This is a genomic window from Oceanomicrobium pacificus, assembly GCF_009833495.1.
Taxonomy (GTDB): domain Bacteria; phylum Pseudomonadota; class Alphaproteobacteria; order Rhodobacterales; family Rhodobacteraceae; genus Oceanomicrobium; species Oceanomicrobium pacificus.
This window is the reverse complement of sequence record NZ_WUWG01000006.1, coordinates 192,372-209,604: the sequence shown is the minus strand read 5'-3', so window position 1 is coordinate 209,604 and position 17,233 is coordinate 192,372. Positions and strand designations below refer to the sequence as shown.

The window sequence follows — 17,233 nt, the reverse complement described above, 5'->3', positions numbered from 1 at the left end:
ACGCGCGGCAACCCGGCAGCCTAGCGGCGATGCGCGACAATGGTGCCGAAAATCGAGCGGGTCACGAATTTGCTGACCTTCATCGTGCCGTCGCCCGCATCGACGTAATGGATGGTGAAGGGGAAGCTCTTGGCCTCTGCCATGTCCTTGGGGGAATAGCCGCCCACACGGCTCAGGCTTCCGTCGCACAGGACCGCACCGCTTTCCTGCCGCGGGCGGCTCAGCGTCACGCGGCTGGTTTTCAGCCCGTCGAACACCGTCCAGCTGCGATTGCAGATCTGGCCCCGCGGGCGGGCACGCAGCGCGTCATAGGCAGTGGATAGCGGGTCCACCACATTGCGCTGTGCGGTCGGATCAAGCCTGTAGGGACGCGGTTTCGGCTTCGGATTCAGGACCACGTTGCGCGGCGCATTCGGCCCGAATTCGATGAGCACGTTGTTGTTGCGCCCGCGGGTCTGCGACTTGCCTTCATAGCGGGCGGGGCGCACGGAACCGGCCCCTGTCAGCCCGCCCTGCGCCTGTCCCTGAAAGAGGAACTTGACCATATAGCCGAGCACCCCGCCCGGCTGCATCCGGCCGCGCACCGAATAGCTCGACCCGCTTTCCTGCGCCTCAAGCTGCATGTCACCGGCCTTCAGCCCGCCCAGATATACCTCGTAGCGCTGGCTCTCGTTGGCGCTGGCCGGTAGTCCGGCAAGGGCCAGGGCGCCCCCGAGCGCCAAAGCCGGTATCAATCCCCTCGGTCGCGACATGCGGACCCCCAAAATATCTAAAAAATGACTTTGCCTACTGGACATAATCGAGCGGCGGCAGGCAAAGAAGTCAAATCACCGTAACATTCCGACATGAACAGGCCGGGCAGATGACTTTGACGACAGGCGTGCGCGACATGGCAGAACTGGCGGCCCGCATCGCTGCAGGTGACCGTCGCGCGCTGTCCAAGGGCATCACGCTCGTGGAATCGACCCGCCCCGATCACCGGGCGGAGGCACGTGCCCTTCTGGCCGCCCTGCCCGCCTTGGGCCGGCCAGCCATGCGGCTCGGACTGACCGGCACGCCGGGGGTCGGCAAATCCACATTCATTGAAAGTTTCGGGCTGATGCTCGCCGATGACGGGCTGCGGGTCGCAGTGCTCGCTGTCGATCCGTCATCCGGGGTCTCGGGCGGCTCGATCCTTGGCGACAAGACGCGGATGGACCGGCTCAGCCGACACACGGGCGCCTATATCCGGCCGAGTCCCTCCAACCGAACGCTCGGCGGCGTGGCCCGGCGCACGCGGGAAGCCGTCCGTCTCTGCGAGGCCGCCGGATTCGATCTGGTGCTGATCGAGACGGTCGGCGTCGGCCAGTCGGAAACCATGGTCGCGAACATGACCGATCTGTTCCTGCTCCTGCTCGCGCCGGCTGGCGGGGACGAGTTGCAGGGCGTGAAGCGCGGGATCATGGAAATGGCCGATCTGGTGCTCGTCAACAAGGCCGATGGCGCGCTGAAGGCCGAGGCCGAGCGCGCGGCGGCCGACTATGCCGGCGCGCTCCGCCTGATGCGGCACCGACCGATCGACCCGGACGGATTTCCCAAGGTGCGGACGGTCTCGGCCATGACGGGCGCCGGCCTCGCGGAGGCGCGGTCGGAACTGGAAACCCTTTTCAACTGGCGTCGGAAGCAGGGCGTGCTGGCGGAGCGGCGCCGGACGCAGGATCTGGGCTGGTTCCGCGATGAAGTGGATGCCGGCCTGCGCGATCTTCTCGACAGCGACGAGGACCTGCGCGCGAAACTGGCCGACAGCGCCCGCGCGGTGGCCGACGGCGCCGCGCCCGACGCTGCCGCTGCCGACCTGCTAGACGCCTTGCGCGCACGCCTCTCTGGCTAGGCCGCGCGCAACACCTGAACCTGAACCGTCAGTAGTTGCCCTTGGCGCTTGCGGCCGCGAATGTGTCACGGCTGAGCCCCGCCGCGCGTGCGGCGGCCTTGCTCTCGGCCGCCCAGAGCAGGCCGCGCCGCATCAGCTCCAGCGCCGGCCCGTGGTCGATCACATCCGCCTTGTGGCCGAGCGCGTTGTAATAGACCCGGCCAGCGCCCCAACGACGGGTCCAGACGACCGGCACATCCACTTCGCCATTGGCGCTGTGATACCAGCGCGTGGTGGGGAAGCGGGTCGTGGCCAGCACCTCGTTGGCCGGATCGACATGCAGGTAATATTGCTCCGAACTGACATCGAAATCGCCGATCCCGTCGACAAGCGGGCTCGATCCCGCACGGATGTTCACACGGTAATCGACCCCGTCGCCGCCCGGATGGGCGACCCAGTTGGCGCCGGTCATGAACTGCCAGAGCACCTGATCGCGAAACGCGTCGCACATGCCGCCATGACAGCCCGCAAGCCCGGTGCCGCCCGCGACGGCCTCGCTTACATTCTCCACCAGCGCCTTGTCGATCGTGCCCATGGTCCAGACCGGAACGATCAGGTCGAGCGCCGCGAGACGGTCCGCGTCGGCAAAAGCATCGAGACTGTCCGCCACCTCGGCGGTGATGCCGGCATCCCGCAGGATCTGCGCGCACAGGGCGGCGACCTTGTCGGGCTCGTGCCCGTCCCAGCCGCCCCAGACGATCAATGCGGATTTGCTCATGATTCTCTCCCTGCCATGTCGCGCTCCCGCTCGCGGGCGGGGCTTTGCGGCGCAGACTAGGCGTGAACGCAACGCATTTCCACTTGCAAGACGCGCGTTTAGGGGTGAAATCGGCGCGGTGCGGCCCGCCCGGCGGCAGCGTATGGCCATCGCCCGAGATTCCTCACCCTGTCCCCTTGACCTCCCCCCCCTTCCTGCGTAGAAGGCGGCTTCGGATTTCCGGTGCGGTGCCTGACGGCGCCCGGCACCCTCGTGAACAACAGAATTAAGGACAGCACAATGTCTCGTCGCTGCGAACTGACCGGCAAGGGCGTTTTGGTGGGCAACAATGTCAGCCACGCCAACAACAAGACCAAGCGTCGCTTCCTGCCGAACCTGAACGATGTGACCCTGCAGAGCGAAACGCTCGGCCGCAGCTTCCAGCTGCGTGTTTCGGCCGCCGCGCTGCGCAGTGTCGATCACCGGGGCGGGCTTGATGCCTTCCTCGCCAAGGCCAAAGATGCGGAACTGTCCGCCAAGGCCCTGAAGATCAAGAAAGACGTGGCAAAGGCCCAGGCAACCGCCTGATCCCGCCCGCTCTGACGGATTTGACGGCCCCGCCGGGCAACCGGCGGGGCTGCTGCGTTTGGTCACGGCGCCGCTGAACCGGCCGCCTGCTATACCCTGCCCCCATGACCCGCACGCCCCGTATCGCCGCGACGCTCCTGCTGCTCTGCCTGATGCTGATCGGGCAGACCGGGCTTGTCATGGCACGCGGTGCTGCGGGCACGATGATGGTGCTGTGCATCGGTGGCGAGATGCGCAGCGTGGTCATGGACGACCCGTTCGCGCCGCCCGCTCCCGACCATGACTGCGAGATCTGCTGCCTTGGCACCGCCGATGGCAGCTGTGCTGCAGCGGCTGCATCCATCCCGGCCGGTCCGGCGCCCCAGCAGCACCTGCCCCGCCTCTTCGTCGCGTCGAAGGCCGCCCCGGCGCCCGACGCCAGCGCCCGCGCGCCCCCGTTCCCGGTCTGAACCTTACCCCTCCAACCCCAATTCAGACCCGGAGTTTCGACAATGAAACGCACAAGCCTCGCGGCCACTGCCGCGCTTTTCCTGTCCGCCCTGCCGCTCGCCGCAGCCGACCTGATGATCCATGACGCCTATGCGCGCGTCGCCAGCCCGGTTGCCAAGGCCGGCGCCGCCTTTTTCGAAATCAGGAACCCCGGCGACACGGCCGATAGGCTCATCGACGCTCGCAGCGACGTGGCCAAGAAGACCGAGTTGCACACCCATGTGATGCAGGACGGTGTTGCCCGCATGGTTCAACTGGAAGACGGGATCGAGATTCCCGCCGGTGGCGCGGTCCTGCTCCAGCGCGGCGGCAACCATGTGATGTTCATGGGGCTGACCAAGCCGTTGCCCGATGGCGAAACCGTCACCGTGACGCTCGTCTTCGAGAAAGCCGGCGAACTGACCGTCGAGATCCCCGTCGACAGCGCCCGCAGTGCCGATGCGGCGGGTCACGGGCATGGCGGCCACACCGGCCACTGACTTGACCTGACAGAGCCAGACCTGCAGCCTGCGGTGCGCCGGACGTGCCGCAGGTTTTTTGTTGATGTGCGGGCGTCCACCGACCGGTTGAAGGGACCCTGCCCGTGACAGTCTCCGTGCTCTGCGTCTGCCTTGGAAATATCTGCCGCAGCCCGACAGCCGAAGCCGTCCTGCGGACACGGGCCGAAGAGGCCGGTCTGGCGCTGGAGGTCGACAGTGCGGGCACCGGCGGCTGGCATGTTGGCCATCCGCCAGACAGGCGCGCGCAGGCCGCCGCAGCGGCGCGGGGATATGATCTGAGCCGCCAGCGTGCGCGGCAAGTCGTCCAAGGGGACGGCCGCTTCGATCTGATCCTTGCCATGGACGACCAGAATGCCGCCGATTTGCGGCGCCTTTTGCCACCCGAGGCGCATGACCGGATCGCGCTTTTTCTCGATGGCGCGCCGGAGACGGCCGGCCGATCCGTGCCCGACCCCTATTATGACGACCGGTTCGACCATGTGCTCGACCTGATCGAAGCGGCGGCCGACGGGTGGGTCGCGCGCCTCAAGGCCGGCCGCTGAGCAGAGTTGCCAGCGACGGCCCGGCCCCGCTAGGCTCGACCCATGATCCCGTTTGCACATCAGCCCGCACCGACGGCCGCGCTTCTGCTCGGCCTCGTGGCCGCGGTGCCGCTTTCCGCACAGGAGGCGCCCGCGCTCGATCCGGATGCCATGGCGCTTCTGGACGAAGCCGCCGCCGCGCTTGATGCCGCGCCGCGGCTCGGCTTCCGCTGGCACGTCGCCTATGAGACAGTCGCGGACGGGCGCGAGAAGATCACCGCCTTCCGCGACGGCGCCACCCAGATCGCGCGGCCCGACCGGGTCCGGATCATGCATGGCGAAGCGGGATTGCGGCAGGAATTGCGCTTTGACGGGGCGACCCTCTCGCTGATCGACAGCGACCGGAACCTGCTGGCGACCGCACCGCTCGACGGCACGCTCGAAACGCTCGCCAGCGCTGCGCGGGAGCGGTTCGGCATGGACTTACCCTTACAGGAATTTCTGACGCCCGATCTGGCCAGCCGCCTGCCCGAAGGTCTGACCGGCGCGGCACTGCTCGGCCCGACCGAATGGAAGGGCCAGCCGGTCTGGCATCTGGCCTTCACCCAGTATGAGGCCGACTGGCAGCTTTTCCTGTCCCGCAGCACGCCGCCCCTGCCCGTGCTGCTCGTCACCACGCGCACCCACGAGCAGGGCTGGCCGCAATATCGCGTCGAGTTCTCCGGCTGGGATTTCGTGCGACAGGTGCCCGCAGCGCTCTTTGCACCGCCCGACGATCCGGACCTACGGATCGTGCCGATGCTGACGCCATCAACTGCTGACGGTGGAGGGGCGCAATGACCAAGCTTCGCCTGCCGATCCTTTGTCTACTGGTGGCCGGTCTCGGCGCGCCCCTGCCCCCGGTGACGGCCCCGGTTCATGCCCGCAGCGGCTTTGCCGCCGGAGGTGGCGGTTTCGAGGGCCACCGGCCTCCGGGCGGCGGTGCCGGTGCCAAACCGGGCTTCAGCCGCCCGTCGCGCCCGTCCCGTCCGCCCGTGCGCCCCGGAACCCGCCCCACGACACGTCCTGCCCCCTTGCCGGCGCCCCCGCCCGAGACGCGACCGCCGCGCCCGGAGCCGCCCGACCGACCGGGCATCCGCCCGCCGGAGCCGCAGAAACCCGGCTTCAATCCCGGTCCCGGACCGATCGTCCGGCCCGGCGATCCTCGGCCGCCCGGTTTCTCACCCGCGGGGCGCAGGCCGCCCGGCTACCGCCCACCCTATCACAAGCCGCCCTACCAGCGGCCGCCCCATCCGCGCTGGGGCCGCTATTACTGGTCGCCGGCATGGGGCTGGTATTTCTTCGTCACGCTGCCGTCGGGTTCCTTCGTCTATATCGACGAACTGCCCGAAGGCTGTCAGGAAGGCGCGACCGGATCGGGCGAATTGCGCTACATCTGCGGCGACGCCGTCTACGCGCCGACATTCTATGACGGCACGCTCATCTACGTTCTGGTGTCCTGAGGCCTGCGCCTCAGGTGCCGCAGATCTTCGACGCCATCTCGCCCCAGACCTTGTAGCGCTCGAGGAAGGCCTTGGCGTTGGCGCTCTTGGAATATTTGTAGTCGATGAACTTGTCCGGCTCGGCGATGATCTTGACGGCCTTGTTCTGGTCGGACCGTGTCAGCACCTGATTGGCGACCGATTGCGCACAGGCGCAGACCTCGGCCCCGGGGGACCGGTCGGACGCGAGGCAGGCGCGGGCGATATTCGCGGCGGAAACGGGCTGGGAACCGCCTGTTGCGGTCATGCCGATGACAAGGCAGAAGGCCAGACCCCTGGTGGTTCGGATCATGGGATACACCTGTAACTGACTGCTCTTTCACATGTCCGGGCCACGACCGGACCCGTTGGAAGCGGAACTTAGCACGGACCGGCTTCAAAAGGAATCCGCCAACCGTTCAAATTCGCCTCTCGCGCGCTTGACGGGACCGGTTTTCCCCCGCATATGCCGATGCCATGACCGAGCTTTCACAGATCCGCAATTTTTCGATCGTCGCGCATATCGACCATGGCAAGTCGACGCTGGCCGACCGTCTGATCCAGTCCACCGGCACCGTGCAGGACCGGGAGATGAAGGAACAGCTGCTCGACAGCATGGATATCGAGCGCGAACGCGGCATCACGATCAAGGCGCAGACCGTGCGCATCGACTATCGCGCCGCCGACGGGCAGGACTATGTGCTGAACCTGATCGACACGCCCGGCCATGTCGATTTCGCCTACGAGGTGTCCCGCTCGATGAAGGCGGTCGAAGGCTCGCTTCTGGTTGTCGATGCCAGCCAGGGCGTGGAAGCCCAGACGCTCGCCAATGTCTATCAGGCGATCGAGGCCGACCACGAGATCGTGCCCGTCCTCAACAAGATCGACCTGCCTGCGGCCGAACCGGAGCGGGTGAAGGAACAGATCGAGGATGTTATCGGCATCGATGCGTCCGACGCCGTGGAAATCTCGGCCAAGACCGGGCTCGGCATCGGCGATGTGCTGGAAGCCATCGTGACCCGCCTGCCCGCCCCGAAGGGCAATGCCGACGCACCACTGAAAGCCATGCTCGTCGACAGCTGGTATGACGCCTATCTCGGCGTCGTCGTGCTGGTGCGCGTCATGGACGGGGTGCTGAAAAAGAGCGACCGGATCCGGATGATGCAGACCGGCGCCGTCTACCCGGTGGACCGGGTCGGCGTCTTCAAGCCCGGCATGTTGCCGGTGGACCGTCTGGGGCCGGGCGAGCTGGGCTTCCTGACCGCCAGCATCAAACAGGTGCGCGACACCCGGGTCGGCGACACGATCACGCATGAGAAAAAGGGGGCCGAGACGCCCCTGCCCGGCTTTCAGCCGGCCCAGCCGGTCGTTTTCTGCGGCCTCTTCCCGGTCGACAGCGCCGAGTTCGAGGACCTGCGCGACGCGATCGAGAAGCTGGCGCTCAACGATGCGAGCTTCTCCTACGAGATGGAAACCTCCGCCGCGCTCGGCTTCGGCTTCCGCTGCGGCTTCCTTGGGCTTCTGCATCTGGAGGTGATCCGCGACCGACTGGAGCGGGAATACGGGATCGACCTGATCACCACCGCGCCGAGCGTGATCTATCACGTCTACAAGACCGACGGCACGATGATCGAGATGCACAATCCCGCCGACATGCCCGAGGCGGTCCATGTCGACCGGATCGAAGAGCCGCGGATCAAGGCGACCATCCTCGTGCCCGACGACTATCTGGGCGATGTGCTGAAACTCTGTCAGGACCGGCGCGGCATCCAGCTGGATCTGACCTATGCGGGCAGCCGCGCGATGGTGGTCTACGACCTGCCGCTCAACGAGGTCGTGTTCGATTTCTACGACCGTCTGAAATCGGTGACGAAGGGCTATGCCAGCTTCGACTACCAGATGATCGGCTATGCGCAGGACCAGCTGGTGAAGATGCAGATCCTCGTCAATGACGAGCCGGTGGACGCATTGTCGGTGATGGTGCACCGCGCCCGCGCGGAAGCCCGCGGGCGTGTGATGTGCGCCAAGCTGAAGGAACTGATCCCGCAGCATATGTTCAAGATCCCGATCCAGGCGGCCATCGGCGGCCGGATCATCGCGCGTGAAACCATCTCGGCGCTGCGCAAGGACGTGACCGCCAAATGTTACGGCGGCGACGTGACGCGCAAGAAGAAGCTCTTGGAGAAGCAGAAGGCGGGCAAGAAGAAGATGCGCCAGTTCGGCCGCGTCGAGATCCCGCAATCGGCTTTCATCAACGCGCTGAAAATGGACGAGTAAGCCCCGCAGACGGTCTTGCGGTCCCGCGCCAAACAGCCCAAGTTGGCGCCGGACCGAGACCAGCGGAGGCACCCTATGCGCATTCTCTTCACCGGCGGCACCGGCAAGGCCGGACGCCATGTCGTGCCCTACCTGCGGGATCGCGGCCACCGGGTCGTGAATGTCGATCTGCAGCCGCTCGGGATGGACGGCGTCGATGACCTGACGGCCGATATCACCGACAGCGGCCAGATGTTCAACGTGCTGACTTCCTACGCCAATTTCGACGAGCTGGAGCCGGGCACCGGGGTGCCGCACTTCGATGCGGTGGTGCATTTCGCCGCCGTGCCGCGCATCTTGATCCGGCCCGACAACGAGACGTTCCGGATCAACACGGTCGGCACCTACAATGTGATCGAGGCAGCCGTGAAACTCGGCATCCGCAAGATCATCTTCGCCTCGTCCGAGACGACCTACGGCATCTGTTTCAATGATGGGCCGATGGACCCGCCCTCGATCCCGATCGACGAGGATGTTCCGGTGAACCCGATGGACAGTTACGGCCTGTCAAAGGTGGTCAATGAACAGACCGCACGCGCTTTCCAGCGCCGCTCGGGCGCTGATGTTTACGGGCTGCGCATCGGCAATGTGATCGAACCGCACGAATATGCGGAGAACTTCCCCGCCTATTTCCGTGACCCCGACCTGCGGCTGCGGAACGCATTTTGCTATATCGACGCGCGCGATCTCGGCCAGATCGTGGACCGGTGCCTCGCTACGGACGGGCTCGGCTACCGGATCTTCAACGCGGCCAACGACGGCAACAGCGTCGCGCTGTCCACGCCCGAGATCATAGAGCGCTATTACCGGGATGTGCCGCAGACCCGGCCTTTGGGACCCGAGGAAGGCATCTATTCCAACGCCCGCATCCGGCAGGAACTGGGCTTTGTCGAAGAGCATCCCTGGACGCGCCATGTCGCGGACCCGCGCTCGACCCGATGAGCGGGACACGGCCATGTCAACGGTTCGCCGTTGCACCTGCGCGGCACCTGCGGCACGGTGGCCGGCAACCGACCCAGAAAATGATACCGAGGAGAGTAGAATGCGCCTGACCAGACTTGTCATCCTCCCCGTCCTGATTGCCGGCCTGGCGGGCTGTGTGGCGCCCGAACCCGTCTATGACGTGGAAAAGGAACGCCAGAAGGAGTTTGACTCCGCGATCAATGACGCCCTGGCCGATGTCGATACGGAAACGCTCAAAGCGCTCGAATGATCGGACTTGCCTTGCGGCGCGCCCTCGCTCTGGGCGCGCTCCTTCTGCCCATAGCCCAGCCCGCCGCCGCGCTCGACGACGCGGAGCAGCGCGCGCTGTTCGCCGAACTGGAACCGTGCTTGACGGACGCGTTCCGCATTGCGCTCGACAGCAAGGGCGCGCCTGCGCGCCTGCGCGAGATGATCCCGCAATATTTCAACCTCGCCTCTGTCGCGGCGATGAAATATGGCGGTGCGAACTTCAATCGCGCGTCCAACAAGGGCGAGTTGATGGATCATGCAGCGGCAGTGCTGGAAGAACAGATCGCGGAGAACCTCTGGTGGTATGAGGGCCGCGCGATCCGGTTCAACGCAGCGTCGCTCAAGGAAATCCGCCCCAAGGGCCGCTATTCCATCACCGGCCGGGTCGAGGGCGACGAGGCGTTCGGCCTGCGGGTCAGCCGCGACGGCCCGATGGGGTGCGAAATCCACGCGCTCTTCTACGGCGGCCTGTCGATCGCAGATGTGATGAACGGCCAACTCATCCGCTACTGAAGCACCATCATTTCTTAACCGGTCCCCTGTGAGAGTGCGGCAGGAGGATCAAGATGCTGGGTATCGTTTTCACCGAGTTCTCGGAAATGGTCGAGGATGCGTTTTCACCCGAAATGCTCGACCAGATCATCGACGATTGCGCGCTCGACAATGATGGCGCCTTCACCGCGGTCGGGGCATATGACCATGAGACCATGCTGGCCCTTGTGGGGGCGCTCAGCGCGCGCACCGGCATGTCGGTGGAGGCGCTGGAGCAGGCTTTCGGCACACATCTCTTCAAGCAGTTCCAGACGCGCTATGGCAGTTTCTTCGAGGGGGTGCATTCGGCCTTCGACATGCTCAAGCGGATCGAGGACCACATCCATTTCGAGGTGAAGAAACTCTATCCCAATGCCGAATTGCCGCATTTCTCCTGGACGGAGGATGGTCAGGGGCGGCTCCATCTGTCCTACCGGTCCGTCCGGCCCTTCGCGCCGCTCGCCGGCGGGCTCATCGCCGGATGCATCGCCCATTTCGGAGAGGATATCACGATGGAGGAAGTGCCCGACGGGGAGGACCCGGCCTTTGCCACAACCTTCATCCTGACCAAGGGATGACGGGCGCCGTGGGCGGCGAACCAACACCCGACGCGGCGGTCGACGCGCTGATCCCCCAGCGCCGCATGCGGCGCGAGCGGGCAGCGCGCAAGGAGGCCGAACTGCTCCTCGAACAGAAAAGCCGCGAGCTCTACACCGCCAATCGCGAACTGGAACGGGTTCTGACCTCGCTGGAAGATACGGTCAGCCGCCGCACCCGCGCCCTCAACGAGGCGATGAGCGCGAAGTCCCAGTTCTTTGCCACAATGAGCCACGAGATCCGCACGCCGATGAACGGCGTCATCGGGCTGGCCGACCTGTTGCTTCATTCGGGCCTGACAGGGGAACAGGCGGTCATCGCGCAGAAGATCAGGTCAAGCGGCCAGCATCTGGTCTCTCTGGTGAGCGATATCCTCACCCTGTCGAAACTCGAATCCGGGGAGGCAGAGGTCGAGCGCGTGACCTTCAACCTGCCGGACCTGATCTACGAGGTGCTCGACCTTGTCAGCAGCGCGGCCTTCGACAAGGGGCTGGCACTGGCCTACCTGCCCGATCCGCGGATCGGCACATTCCTGACCGGCGATCCGGCCAAGCTGCGGCAGGTGCTGACCAACCTTCTGTCCAATGCCGTGAAATTCACCGATCGGGGCTGCGTCAGCCTGCGCACCCGCTCGCAGGATGGCGGCAACGTGGTCGGGTTCGAAGTGCAGGATACAGGCGCCGGCATCCCGAAAGAGGTGCTGCCGCAGCTCTTCAAGCAATATGTGCAAGCCAATGCCGGGGTGGAGCGTGAACATGGCGGCACCGGGTTGGGCCTTGCCATCTGCAAGCGTATCGTGGCGGAACTCGGCGGCAATATCGGGGTGGACAGCAAGCTCGGCGCCGGCAGCCGGTTCTGGATCGCCCTGCCGATGAAGCACAGCGTAAAGGCACCGACGGCGCTCCAGCCCCGTCCGCCGCGCAACCTCTGGATTGTGGAAAGCGAGCCTGTCGCGGCTGAGGCATGGCGCCTGCTCGCGGGCCCCTATTTCAGCCGGATCGAGGTCTCGACCGATCTGCCGGCTGCGGCGGACCTCACGGGAACTGATGTGATGATGCTCGACCACCGGCTCCTGCGGTCAGGCGGCATCGACCTTGACCGTTTGCGGCAGGTGAAAAGCGCCTCCGGCATCCGGACGCTCTGGCTGACGCCCACCATGTCGAGCCATGTAAAGGCGGAGGTCGGGCCCGATCTGGTCGACGCGGTGGTCATCAAGCCAATCCGCCCCCCCGATTTCAAGGCGGCGGTCACCCATCTGACAGACCCGGTTGCCGCCGCCGAGGCCGAACCCGATGCCCCGCCGGACCCGTTCCGCCAGCAGCGCGTGCTGGTGGTGGAAGATAACGCCGTCAACCGCGTGGTGGCGGAGGGGCTGCTCTCCGCGCTCAATCTGGACGCAACGCTCGTGGCCAATGGCGCAGAGGCGCTGGCGGCCCTGAAAGACGACAGGTTCGACGTCATCCTGAGCGATGTGCGGATGCCCGGGATGAGCGGCCACGAACTGGCTCGCAACATCCGTGCTCTGCCCGGCACGCGATCGGTCACGCCAATCCTTGCGCTGACCGCCGGTGTCACGCCGGAAGAGCGGAGCGAATGCCTTGCGGCGGGAATGAACGATATTCTGGAAAAACCGGTGACGCTGGAAAGCCTGCAGTCAGGTCTGCTGCCCTATTTGTCGACCGGTCCGGATGGAAAGACGTGACGTCTATTTGGCGTGACGTTACGTAAACTTTGGAGCCGGAAACGGAAAAACGGGCCCGTTGGACCCGTTTTTTCCTCTGCATCCCGTTGGGGGGATGGATATCAGGCGGCTTCGGCCCGACGCTCGCTTTCCTCACGCGACAGGGCGACGGAGGTACGGATGCCCTTGCGGACAAACTCCATCATGCCTTTCACGCAGCGCTCGTTCGGGTCGATCCCGGCGCACATCAGGACTTCGCGGCCATCGCGGGAGCGTGCCCAGCGGGCAATCACTTCAGGGCCGTTGCCATATTTCTTGTCGTCGGCAATCGCATCATCCAAGGCGGCCAGAACAACTGCGGCAAACAGTTTCTGAGCACGCGCGCCCTGGTCGTTGGCGTAAGCCGTTGAATCAACGTAATCGAACATTACGAAGCACCTCGGTCTCATGGTTTCACATGTGTGCCGCGCAATATGACCAAAACATGACACCAGACCAGTGCAGTTCCCGCATAGCGGCTCTGCACCTGCTGCATGTCATGCTGTGCCCCGTTTGATCGTGCACCGCACGGAGCAGATATATGGCGAAACCTGACTCGATCAACCCGGTTTCGTCATCAAATTGTCGCAGTCAGCGCGTTTTCTGCGCCTTTCCGCCCAGTCGGACGCCCTTCGGGACGGTTACCGGTCGACAAGGACCGCGCAGGTTGCATGGCGCACGACGCGCGCCGCGTTCGATCCGATCAGGTAATCCTGCAGGCCCGGCCGGTGCGATCCCAATATGATCAAATCAGCACCGATCTCCTCCGCCACGTCGAGAATCCGCGTCGACGCCTTGCCGCTGCGGATCAGTAGGTCCGCCGACACGCCGGCCTTGGCCATCAGTTCCTGAAGGCTGGTCTCGGCCGCCTGCAAGTTTTTCTCGGTCGTGCCTTCGGGGATGTAGCTCATGACGTAGGAGGGGATCTCCTCCTGCACGTTCAGCACCGTCATGTGCGCGCCCGCATCGGCAAGCGCGCGGGCCTTGGTCAGAATCCGCGCCGCGCTGTCCATATGGCCGAGATCGACCGGAACAAGAATTTTCCCATACATCAGAATCGTCCTTTTACTGACACCCGCTATTGTGCAATTCATCTGACAGTTTACTTTGATCTGGATCACGCCGCCATTGCGCGAGCGATCCGCGTGATTTCAAACAGCTATTCCAGCGCCGGCCGCAGCGCCCCGCGCGCCCGAGAAACCGGTCCTATGCCTTTGAATTCTGTCCTCGACATGGCCGCTCCGGCCAACCGGAAGACGCCGCCGCGCCTTGTGACGCTGGTGGTGCTGACGGGTCTGTCGGCGCTCAGCATGAACCTGTTCCTGCCGTCGCTGCCGTCGCTGTCGAGCCATTTTGCGACCGACTATGCCTATGTGCAGCTGACCGTGTCCGCCTATCTGGCCGTCACCGCGCTCATCCAGCTTGTTGTCGGCCCGCTGTCGGACCGGTTCGGCCGCCGCCCGGTGCTGATCTGGTCGCTGGTCATATTCGTGCTCGCCACGCTCGGCTGCGTGCTCTCGACCAGTTTCGAGATGTTCCTTGCCTTCCGCCTGATCCAAGGCGCCATCGCGACCGGCATGGTCCTGTCACGCGCGATCATCCGCGACATGGTCGAGCCGGCGCAGGCCGCGTCCATGATCGGCTATGTGACCATGGGCATGACACTCATGCCGATGGTCGGACCTGTGATCGGCGGGCTGCTCGATGAATGGGTCGGCTGGCAGGGCTCTTTCTGGTTCCTGATTCTGACAGGGCTCCTGGTGCTCGGCGTCGTCTGGGCCGATCTGGGCGAGACGAACCAGAGCCATTCGAGCAGTTTCACCGAACAGTTCCGCGCCTATCCCGACCTTCTGCGGTCGCGGCGTTTCTGGGGCTACACACTCTCCGCCGCGCTCGCCTCGGGGGCGTTTTTCGCCTTCCTCGGTGGCGGACCCTATGTGGCGAGCGAGATCCTCGGCATGTCGCCCTCCTCGCTCGGGCTCTATTTCGGCTTCATCGCGCTTGGCTACATGATCGGGAATTTCATCTCCGGCCGGCGGGCGCAGGTCTGGGGCATCGGCCCGATGATGATCATGGGCGCGGTCTGCACGTTATGCGGGATGCTGCTGGCACTGGGACTTTTCCTTGCGGGCCTCGGCTCTCCGATCACGCTTTTCGGCACGATCTTCTTCGTCGGGCTCGGCAACGGCATGTCGCTGCCCAACGCCAATGCGGGCATCGTGTCGGTGCGACCGCATCTGGCCGGCTCGGCCTCCGGCCTTGGCGGCGCGGTGATGATCGGCGGCGGGGCCGCGCTCTCGGCCGTCACCGGCGCGCTCCTGACGCCCGAACGCGGTGCCTATCCGCTCCTCTTCATGATGCTGCTGGCGGCCGCCGGCGGGCTTCTGGCGACCGCCTACACGATCAAGGTGGAACGCGACATGGCCGACCGCGACAGCGCAAGCTGAACCGCATCGGATTTGACAGGGTGGCCGCCGGGCCGCAGGGTGGCGGCAGCCACCAGTTTCCGGACCCGCCCATGCCTGCGCCGCCCCGCCTCGACCCCAGCCTCATCCGACAGCTTGCGCCCTTTGCCGGCCTCGACCGGGCGGCCTTGGACAGCATTCTCGCAAGCGCGACACCGCTGCATTACGAGCCGGGCGACACGATTTTTGCCCAAGCGGAGGCCGCGTCGCGGTTCTTCCTTTTGCTCGACGGGCATATCCGCGTGGTGCGGGTGACGCCCGATGGGGATCAGGTTGTGGCGCGCTACATCGCGGCGGGTCAGCTTTTCGGCATTGCACCCGCGCTCGGGATGGACCGGTTCCCCGCCAGTGCCGAGGCCGCCGACCCCTGCCTTGCTCTGGCCTGGCCCCGCGCGAAATGGGCCGAGTTCACCAGCCGTTACCCGGGTTTCGCGCAAGCTGCTGGCGGCACCATCGGCACCCGCCTGATGGAAACCAATGACCGCGTCGTCGAACTGGCGACCCAGCAGGTCGAGCAGCGAGTCGCACAGGCCGTCTTGCGGCTCGTCAACCAATCGGGACGCAAGGTTCGAGGTGGCATCGAGATCGACTTCCCGATCTCCCGTCAGGACCTTGCGGACATGACGGGCACCACTTTGCACACGGTCTCCCGTCTGCTCAGCCGCTGGGAAAAGGACGGGATTGTGGAAAGCGGACGGTTGCGGATTACCGTCACCAACCCGCATGCGCTCGTGCTCATCAGCGAAGCACGGGCGGCGGACGGCTGAGCACGTCGGCAAGCGCCGCCATCAGCACCTCCTCTTCCACATCATGTTCGGCGCAGGCATCGGCGAGCGTGTGGAAGGGGGCCACGAGGCAGCCGACGCAGAGCAGCTCGAATCGCAGGAGCACAGGCACCACTTCGGGCCGGTCGCGGATGAGGTCATCAAGGGACAGGTCCGGGTCGGGCAGCGCGTGTCGGGTCATGGCATCCTCCGCCAATGACCCTGACCGACAGCGCCGCAAGCGTCGTTGCGCGGGCGCAAAGATGGCGACGGTTGCGACCAGGCCTTACATGTCGAGCGCTTCGGCCACCTCCACCGTGGCGCCGGCCATCTGGAGGTGCGGACAGTCTTGCGCCATCCGGATCGCATCATCCATCGTGTCGGCCTTCACGACCGAGAAGCCCATCAGCGGATTGGACCCGCCGTGATCCTCGACCGCCTTGGCCGAGACGGTTTTCGACATGCCAACCGGCTTGCCCGCATCGACGACCGCATCCCCGAGCCCGCCGAGCCAGTCGGTCCACTGCTTCATCACCTTCTCGCCTTCCTCCGGCGTCTCCGGCGCGCCGCCGCCATGATAGGCAAAGACAAAATCGGGCATGATCCCCTCCCCCTGAAACATATGTGCGAAGGGCAAGGATAGCACGGCGCGCACCGGCACAGACACGGATCGCGAAACCGTGACACAACCGGTAGTAAGAAGATGCGGTGAGTAGGAAATGGTGCCCGGGAGCGGCATAACATGTTGTTTTTATTACAATAAGTTACGAGGCGTTGGGACTTTTTTCTTTCGCCATGTTTATTGGATTTTTTCGGATTTGTGTCCCACTTTTCGAAGCGGGTGTTGGCGCGCACATCTACGATCAAGGCAGCGTGATTTTCCAGAATCTGTCAGATACGATCAGTTTTAGCCGGGCCAACCGTTATGCAGTCGGGTGCTCCATCAACCAATCCGAAACGCGCTGCACGGTCGGAGCCAACGCATCACGGGCAAGCTCGCACTCCCACACGACAAGGATCCGCCAACCTGCCGACTGAAGCTGATCGATGTTCCGCCGATCTCGCGCGATGTTCTCGGCAAACTTGCTCTGCCAGAAGTCCTCGCGCGTCGCGGGGGTAGTTGCCTTCGGGCATCCCGGGTGACGGTGCCAGAAGCAGCCGTGAACGAAGACGGCAGCTCTATACTTGGGAAACACGAGGTCAGGACGACCCGGAAGCCCCTTCTGGTGCAGCCGATATCGGAATCCGCGCGCATGCAGAGCACGCCGCAGCAAGAGCTCCGGCTTCGTGTCCTTTCCACGGATGCTGCGCATCATCCGCGATCGGGTCTCGGCATCGACGATGTCCACCATCTCATCTCCTTGCCATGTCTGCGAAAACCTG

23 protein-coding genes are annotated in these 17,233 nt (G+C 64.9%); 15 read left to right on the top strand and 8 right to left on the bottom strand.

Annotated elements, in window-relative coordinates:
• Positions 1-20: 20 nt before the first annotated feature.
• Entirely contained in the window at positions 21-752 is a 732-nt protein-coding gene (locus GSH16_RS14080; RefSeq protein ID WP_160856192.1) for a DUF3108 domain-containing protein, read from the bottom strand.
• A 110-nt stretch (positions 753-862) separates the two neighbouring features.
• Here GSH16_RS14080 and meaB point away from each other — a divergent pair, with 110 nt between their 5' ends.
• On the top strand, positions 863-1,870 hold the full coding sequence (gene meaB / locus GSH16_RS14075) for a methylmalonyl Co-A mutase-associated GTPase MeaB (RefSeq protein ID WP_160856190.1): 1,008 nt from the start codon (positions 863-865) through the stop codon (positions 1,868-1,870).
• Positions 1,871-1,898: 28 nt separating this feature from the next.
• Here meaB and GSH16_RS14070 read toward each other — a convergent pair whose 3' ends face one another.
• Positions 1,899-2,627 carry a ThuA domain-containing protein gene (locus tag GSH16_RS14070; RefSeq protein ID WP_160856188.1) on the bottom strand — a complete coding sequence of 243 codons (729 nt, stop codon included), beginning with the start codon at positions 2,625-2,627 and terminating at the stop codon, positions 1,899-1,901.
• Between the two features lie 279 nt (positions 2,628-2,906).
• Between GSH16_RS14070 and rpmB the strand changes: the two genes are divergently transcribed.
• The 6 genes from rpmB to GSH16_RS14040 all read left to right on the top strand — a co-directional run bounded on the left by rpmB (position 2,907) and on the right by GSH16_RS14040 (position 6,206).
• Positions 2,907-3,194, top strand: a complete 288-nt coding sequence (gene rpmB / locus GSH16_RS14065; protein WP_160856186.1) for a 50S ribosomal protein L28 — start codon at positions 2,907-2,909, stop codon at positions 3,192-3,194.
• A 104-nt stretch (positions 3,195-3,298) separates the two neighbouring features.
• Positions 3,299-3,643, top strand: coding sequence for a hypothetical protein (locus tag GSH16_RS14060; protein WP_160856184.1), 345 nt, complete (start codon positions 3,299-3,301; stop codon positions 3,641-3,643).
• 42 nt (positions 3,644-3,685) lie between these two features.
• Entirely contained in the window at positions 3,686-4,162 is a 477-nt protein-coding gene (locus GSH16_RS14055) for a copper chaperone PCu(A)C (RefSeq protein ID WP_160856182.1), read from the top strand.
• A 104-nt stretch (positions 4,163-4,266) separates the two neighbouring features.
• Positions 4,267-4,725 (top strand): low molecular weight protein-tyrosine-phosphatase, encoded by a 459-nt coding sequence (locus GSH16_RS14050; RefSeq protein WP_328803241.1) that lies wholly within the window; start codon positions 4,267-4,269, stop codon positions 4,723-4,725.
• A gap of 42 nt (positions 4,726-4,767) precedes the next feature.
• A complete protein-coding gene (locus tag GSH16_RS14045) occupies positions 4,768-5,544 on the top strand; it encodes a DUF2092 domain-containing protein (protein ID WP_160856180.1) in 777 nt (258 codons plus the stop codon).
• Positions 5,541-6,206 carry a hypothetical protein gene (locus GSH16_RS14040; protein ID WP_160856178.1) on the top strand — a complete coding sequence of 222 codons (666 nt, stop codon included), beginning with the start codon at positions 5,541-5,543 and terminating at the stop codon, positions 6,204-6,206. Before GSH16_RS14045 ends, GSH16_RS14040 begins: the two co-directional genes overlap by 4 nt.
• A gap of 10 nt (positions 6,207-6,216) precedes the next feature.
• On the opposite strand, the gene GSH16_RS14035 is transcribed toward GSH16_RS14040, so the two are convergent.
• Positions 6,217-6,537 carry a hypothetical protein gene (locus tag GSH16_RS14035; protein WP_160856176.1) on the bottom strand — a complete coding sequence of 107 codons (321 nt, stop codon included), beginning with the start codon at positions 6,535-6,537 and terminating at the stop codon, positions 6,217-6,219.
• 164 nt (positions 6,538-6,701) lie between these two features.
• On the opposite strand from GSH16_RS14035, the gene lepA reads away from it, so the two are divergent.
• The 6 genes from lepA to GSH16_RS14005 all read left to right on the top strand — a co-directional run bounded on the left by lepA (position 6,702) and on the right by GSH16_RS14005 (position 12,603).
• Positions 6,702-8,501 (top strand): translation elongation factor 4, encoded by a 1,800-nt coding sequence (gene lepA / locus GSH16_RS14030; protein WP_160856174.1) that lies wholly within the window; start codon positions 6,702-6,704, stop codon positions 8,499-8,501.
• A gap of 75 nt (positions 8,502-8,576) precedes the next feature.
• A complete protein-coding gene (locus GSH16_RS14025) occupies positions 8,577-9,482 on the top strand; it encodes an NAD-dependent epimerase/dehydratase family protein (RefSeq protein ID WP_160856172.1) in 906 nt (301 codons plus the stop codon).
• A gap of 100 nt (positions 9,483-9,582) precedes the next feature.
• Positions 9,583-9,753 (top strand): hypothetical protein, encoded by a 171-nt coding sequence (locus GSH16_RS14020; RefSeq protein ID WP_160856170.1) that lies wholly within the window; start codon positions 9,583-9,585, stop codon positions 9,751-9,753.
• Positions 9,750-10,286, top strand: a complete 537-nt coding sequence (locus tag GSH16_RS14015) for a hypothetical protein (protein ID WP_160856168.1) — start codon at positions 9,750-9,752, stop codon at positions 10,284-10,286. Before GSH16_RS14020 ends, GSH16_RS14015 begins: the two co-directional genes overlap by 4 nt.
• Positions 10,287-10,339: 53 nt before the next feature.
• The gene (locus GSH16_RS14010; protein ID WP_160856166.1) at positions 10,340-10,882 is read left to right on the top strand and encodes a heme NO-binding domain-containing protein; all 543 of its coding nucleotides are present in this window, start codon (positions 10,340-10,342) and stop codon (positions 10,880-10,882) included.
• Positions 10,883-10,890: 8 nt separating this feature from the next.
• The gene (locus GSH16_RS14005; protein WP_160856164.1) at positions 10,891-12,603 is read left to right on the top strand and encodes an ATP-binding protein; all 1,713 of its coding nucleotides are present in this window, start codon (positions 10,891-10,893) and stop codon (positions 12,601-12,603) included.
• 101 nt (positions 12,604-12,704) lie between these two features.
• Here GSH16_RS14005 and GSH16_RS14000 read toward each other — a convergent pair whose 3' ends face one another.
• Complete coding sequence (locus tag GSH16_RS14000) at positions 12,705-13,010, bottom strand: DUF6280 family protein (protein ID WP_160856162.1); 306 nt, start codon at positions 13,008-13,010, stop codon at positions 12,705-12,707.
• A gap of 252 nt (positions 13,011-13,262) precedes the next feature.
• The gene (locus GSH16_RS13995; RefSeq protein WP_160856160.1) at positions 13,263-13,673 is read right to left on the bottom strand and encodes a universal stress protein; all 411 of its coding nucleotides are present in this window, start codon (positions 13,671-13,673) and stop codon (positions 13,263-13,265) included.
• Positions 13,674-13,829: 156 nt separating this feature from the next.
• Between GSH16_RS13995 and GSH16_RS13990 the strand changes: the two genes are divergently transcribed.
• Together GSH16_RS13990 and GSH16_RS13985 are read left to right on the top strand one after the other, a co-directional pair.
• A complete protein-coding gene (locus tag GSH16_RS13990; RefSeq protein WP_235913228.1) occupies positions 13,830-15,068 on the top strand; it encodes a multidrug effflux MFS transporter in 1,239 nt (412 codons plus the stop codon).
• A 71-nt stretch (positions 15,069-15,139) separates the two neighbouring features.
• Positions 15,140-15,853, top strand: a complete 714-nt coding sequence (locus tag GSH16_RS13985; protein WP_160856158.1) for a Crp/Fnr family transcriptional regulator — start codon at positions 15,140-15,142, stop codon at positions 15,851-15,853.
• On the opposite strand, the gene GSH16_RS13980 is transcribed toward GSH16_RS13985, so the two are convergent.
• The 3 genes from GSH16_RS13980 to GSH16_RS13970 all read right to left on the bottom strand — a co-directional run bounded on the left by GSH16_RS13980 (position 15,825) and on the right by GSH16_RS13970 (position 17,202).
• Complete coding sequence (locus GSH16_RS13980; RefSeq protein WP_160856156.1) at positions 15,825-16,052, bottom strand: DUF1858 domain-containing protein; 228 nt, start codon at positions 16,050-16,052, stop codon at positions 15,825-15,827. The two genes, GSH16_RS13985 and GSH16_RS13980, sit on opposite strands and share 29 nt — an antisense overlap.
• A gap of 84 nt (positions 16,053-16,136) precedes the next feature.
• On the bottom strand, positions 16,137-16,451 hold the full coding sequence (locus tag GSH16_RS13975) for a YciI family protein (protein WP_160856154.1): 315 nt from the start codon (positions 16,449-16,451) through the stop codon (positions 16,137-16,139).
• A 322-nt stretch (positions 16,452-16,773) separates the two neighbouring features.
• The gene (locus tag GSH16_RS13970) at positions 16,774-17,202 is read right to left on the bottom strand and encodes a very short patch repair endonuclease (protein ID WP_160856152.1); all 429 of its coding nucleotides are present in this window, start codon (positions 17,200-17,202) and stop codon (positions 16,774-16,776) included.
• Positions 17,203-17,233: the final 31 nt, after the last annotated feature.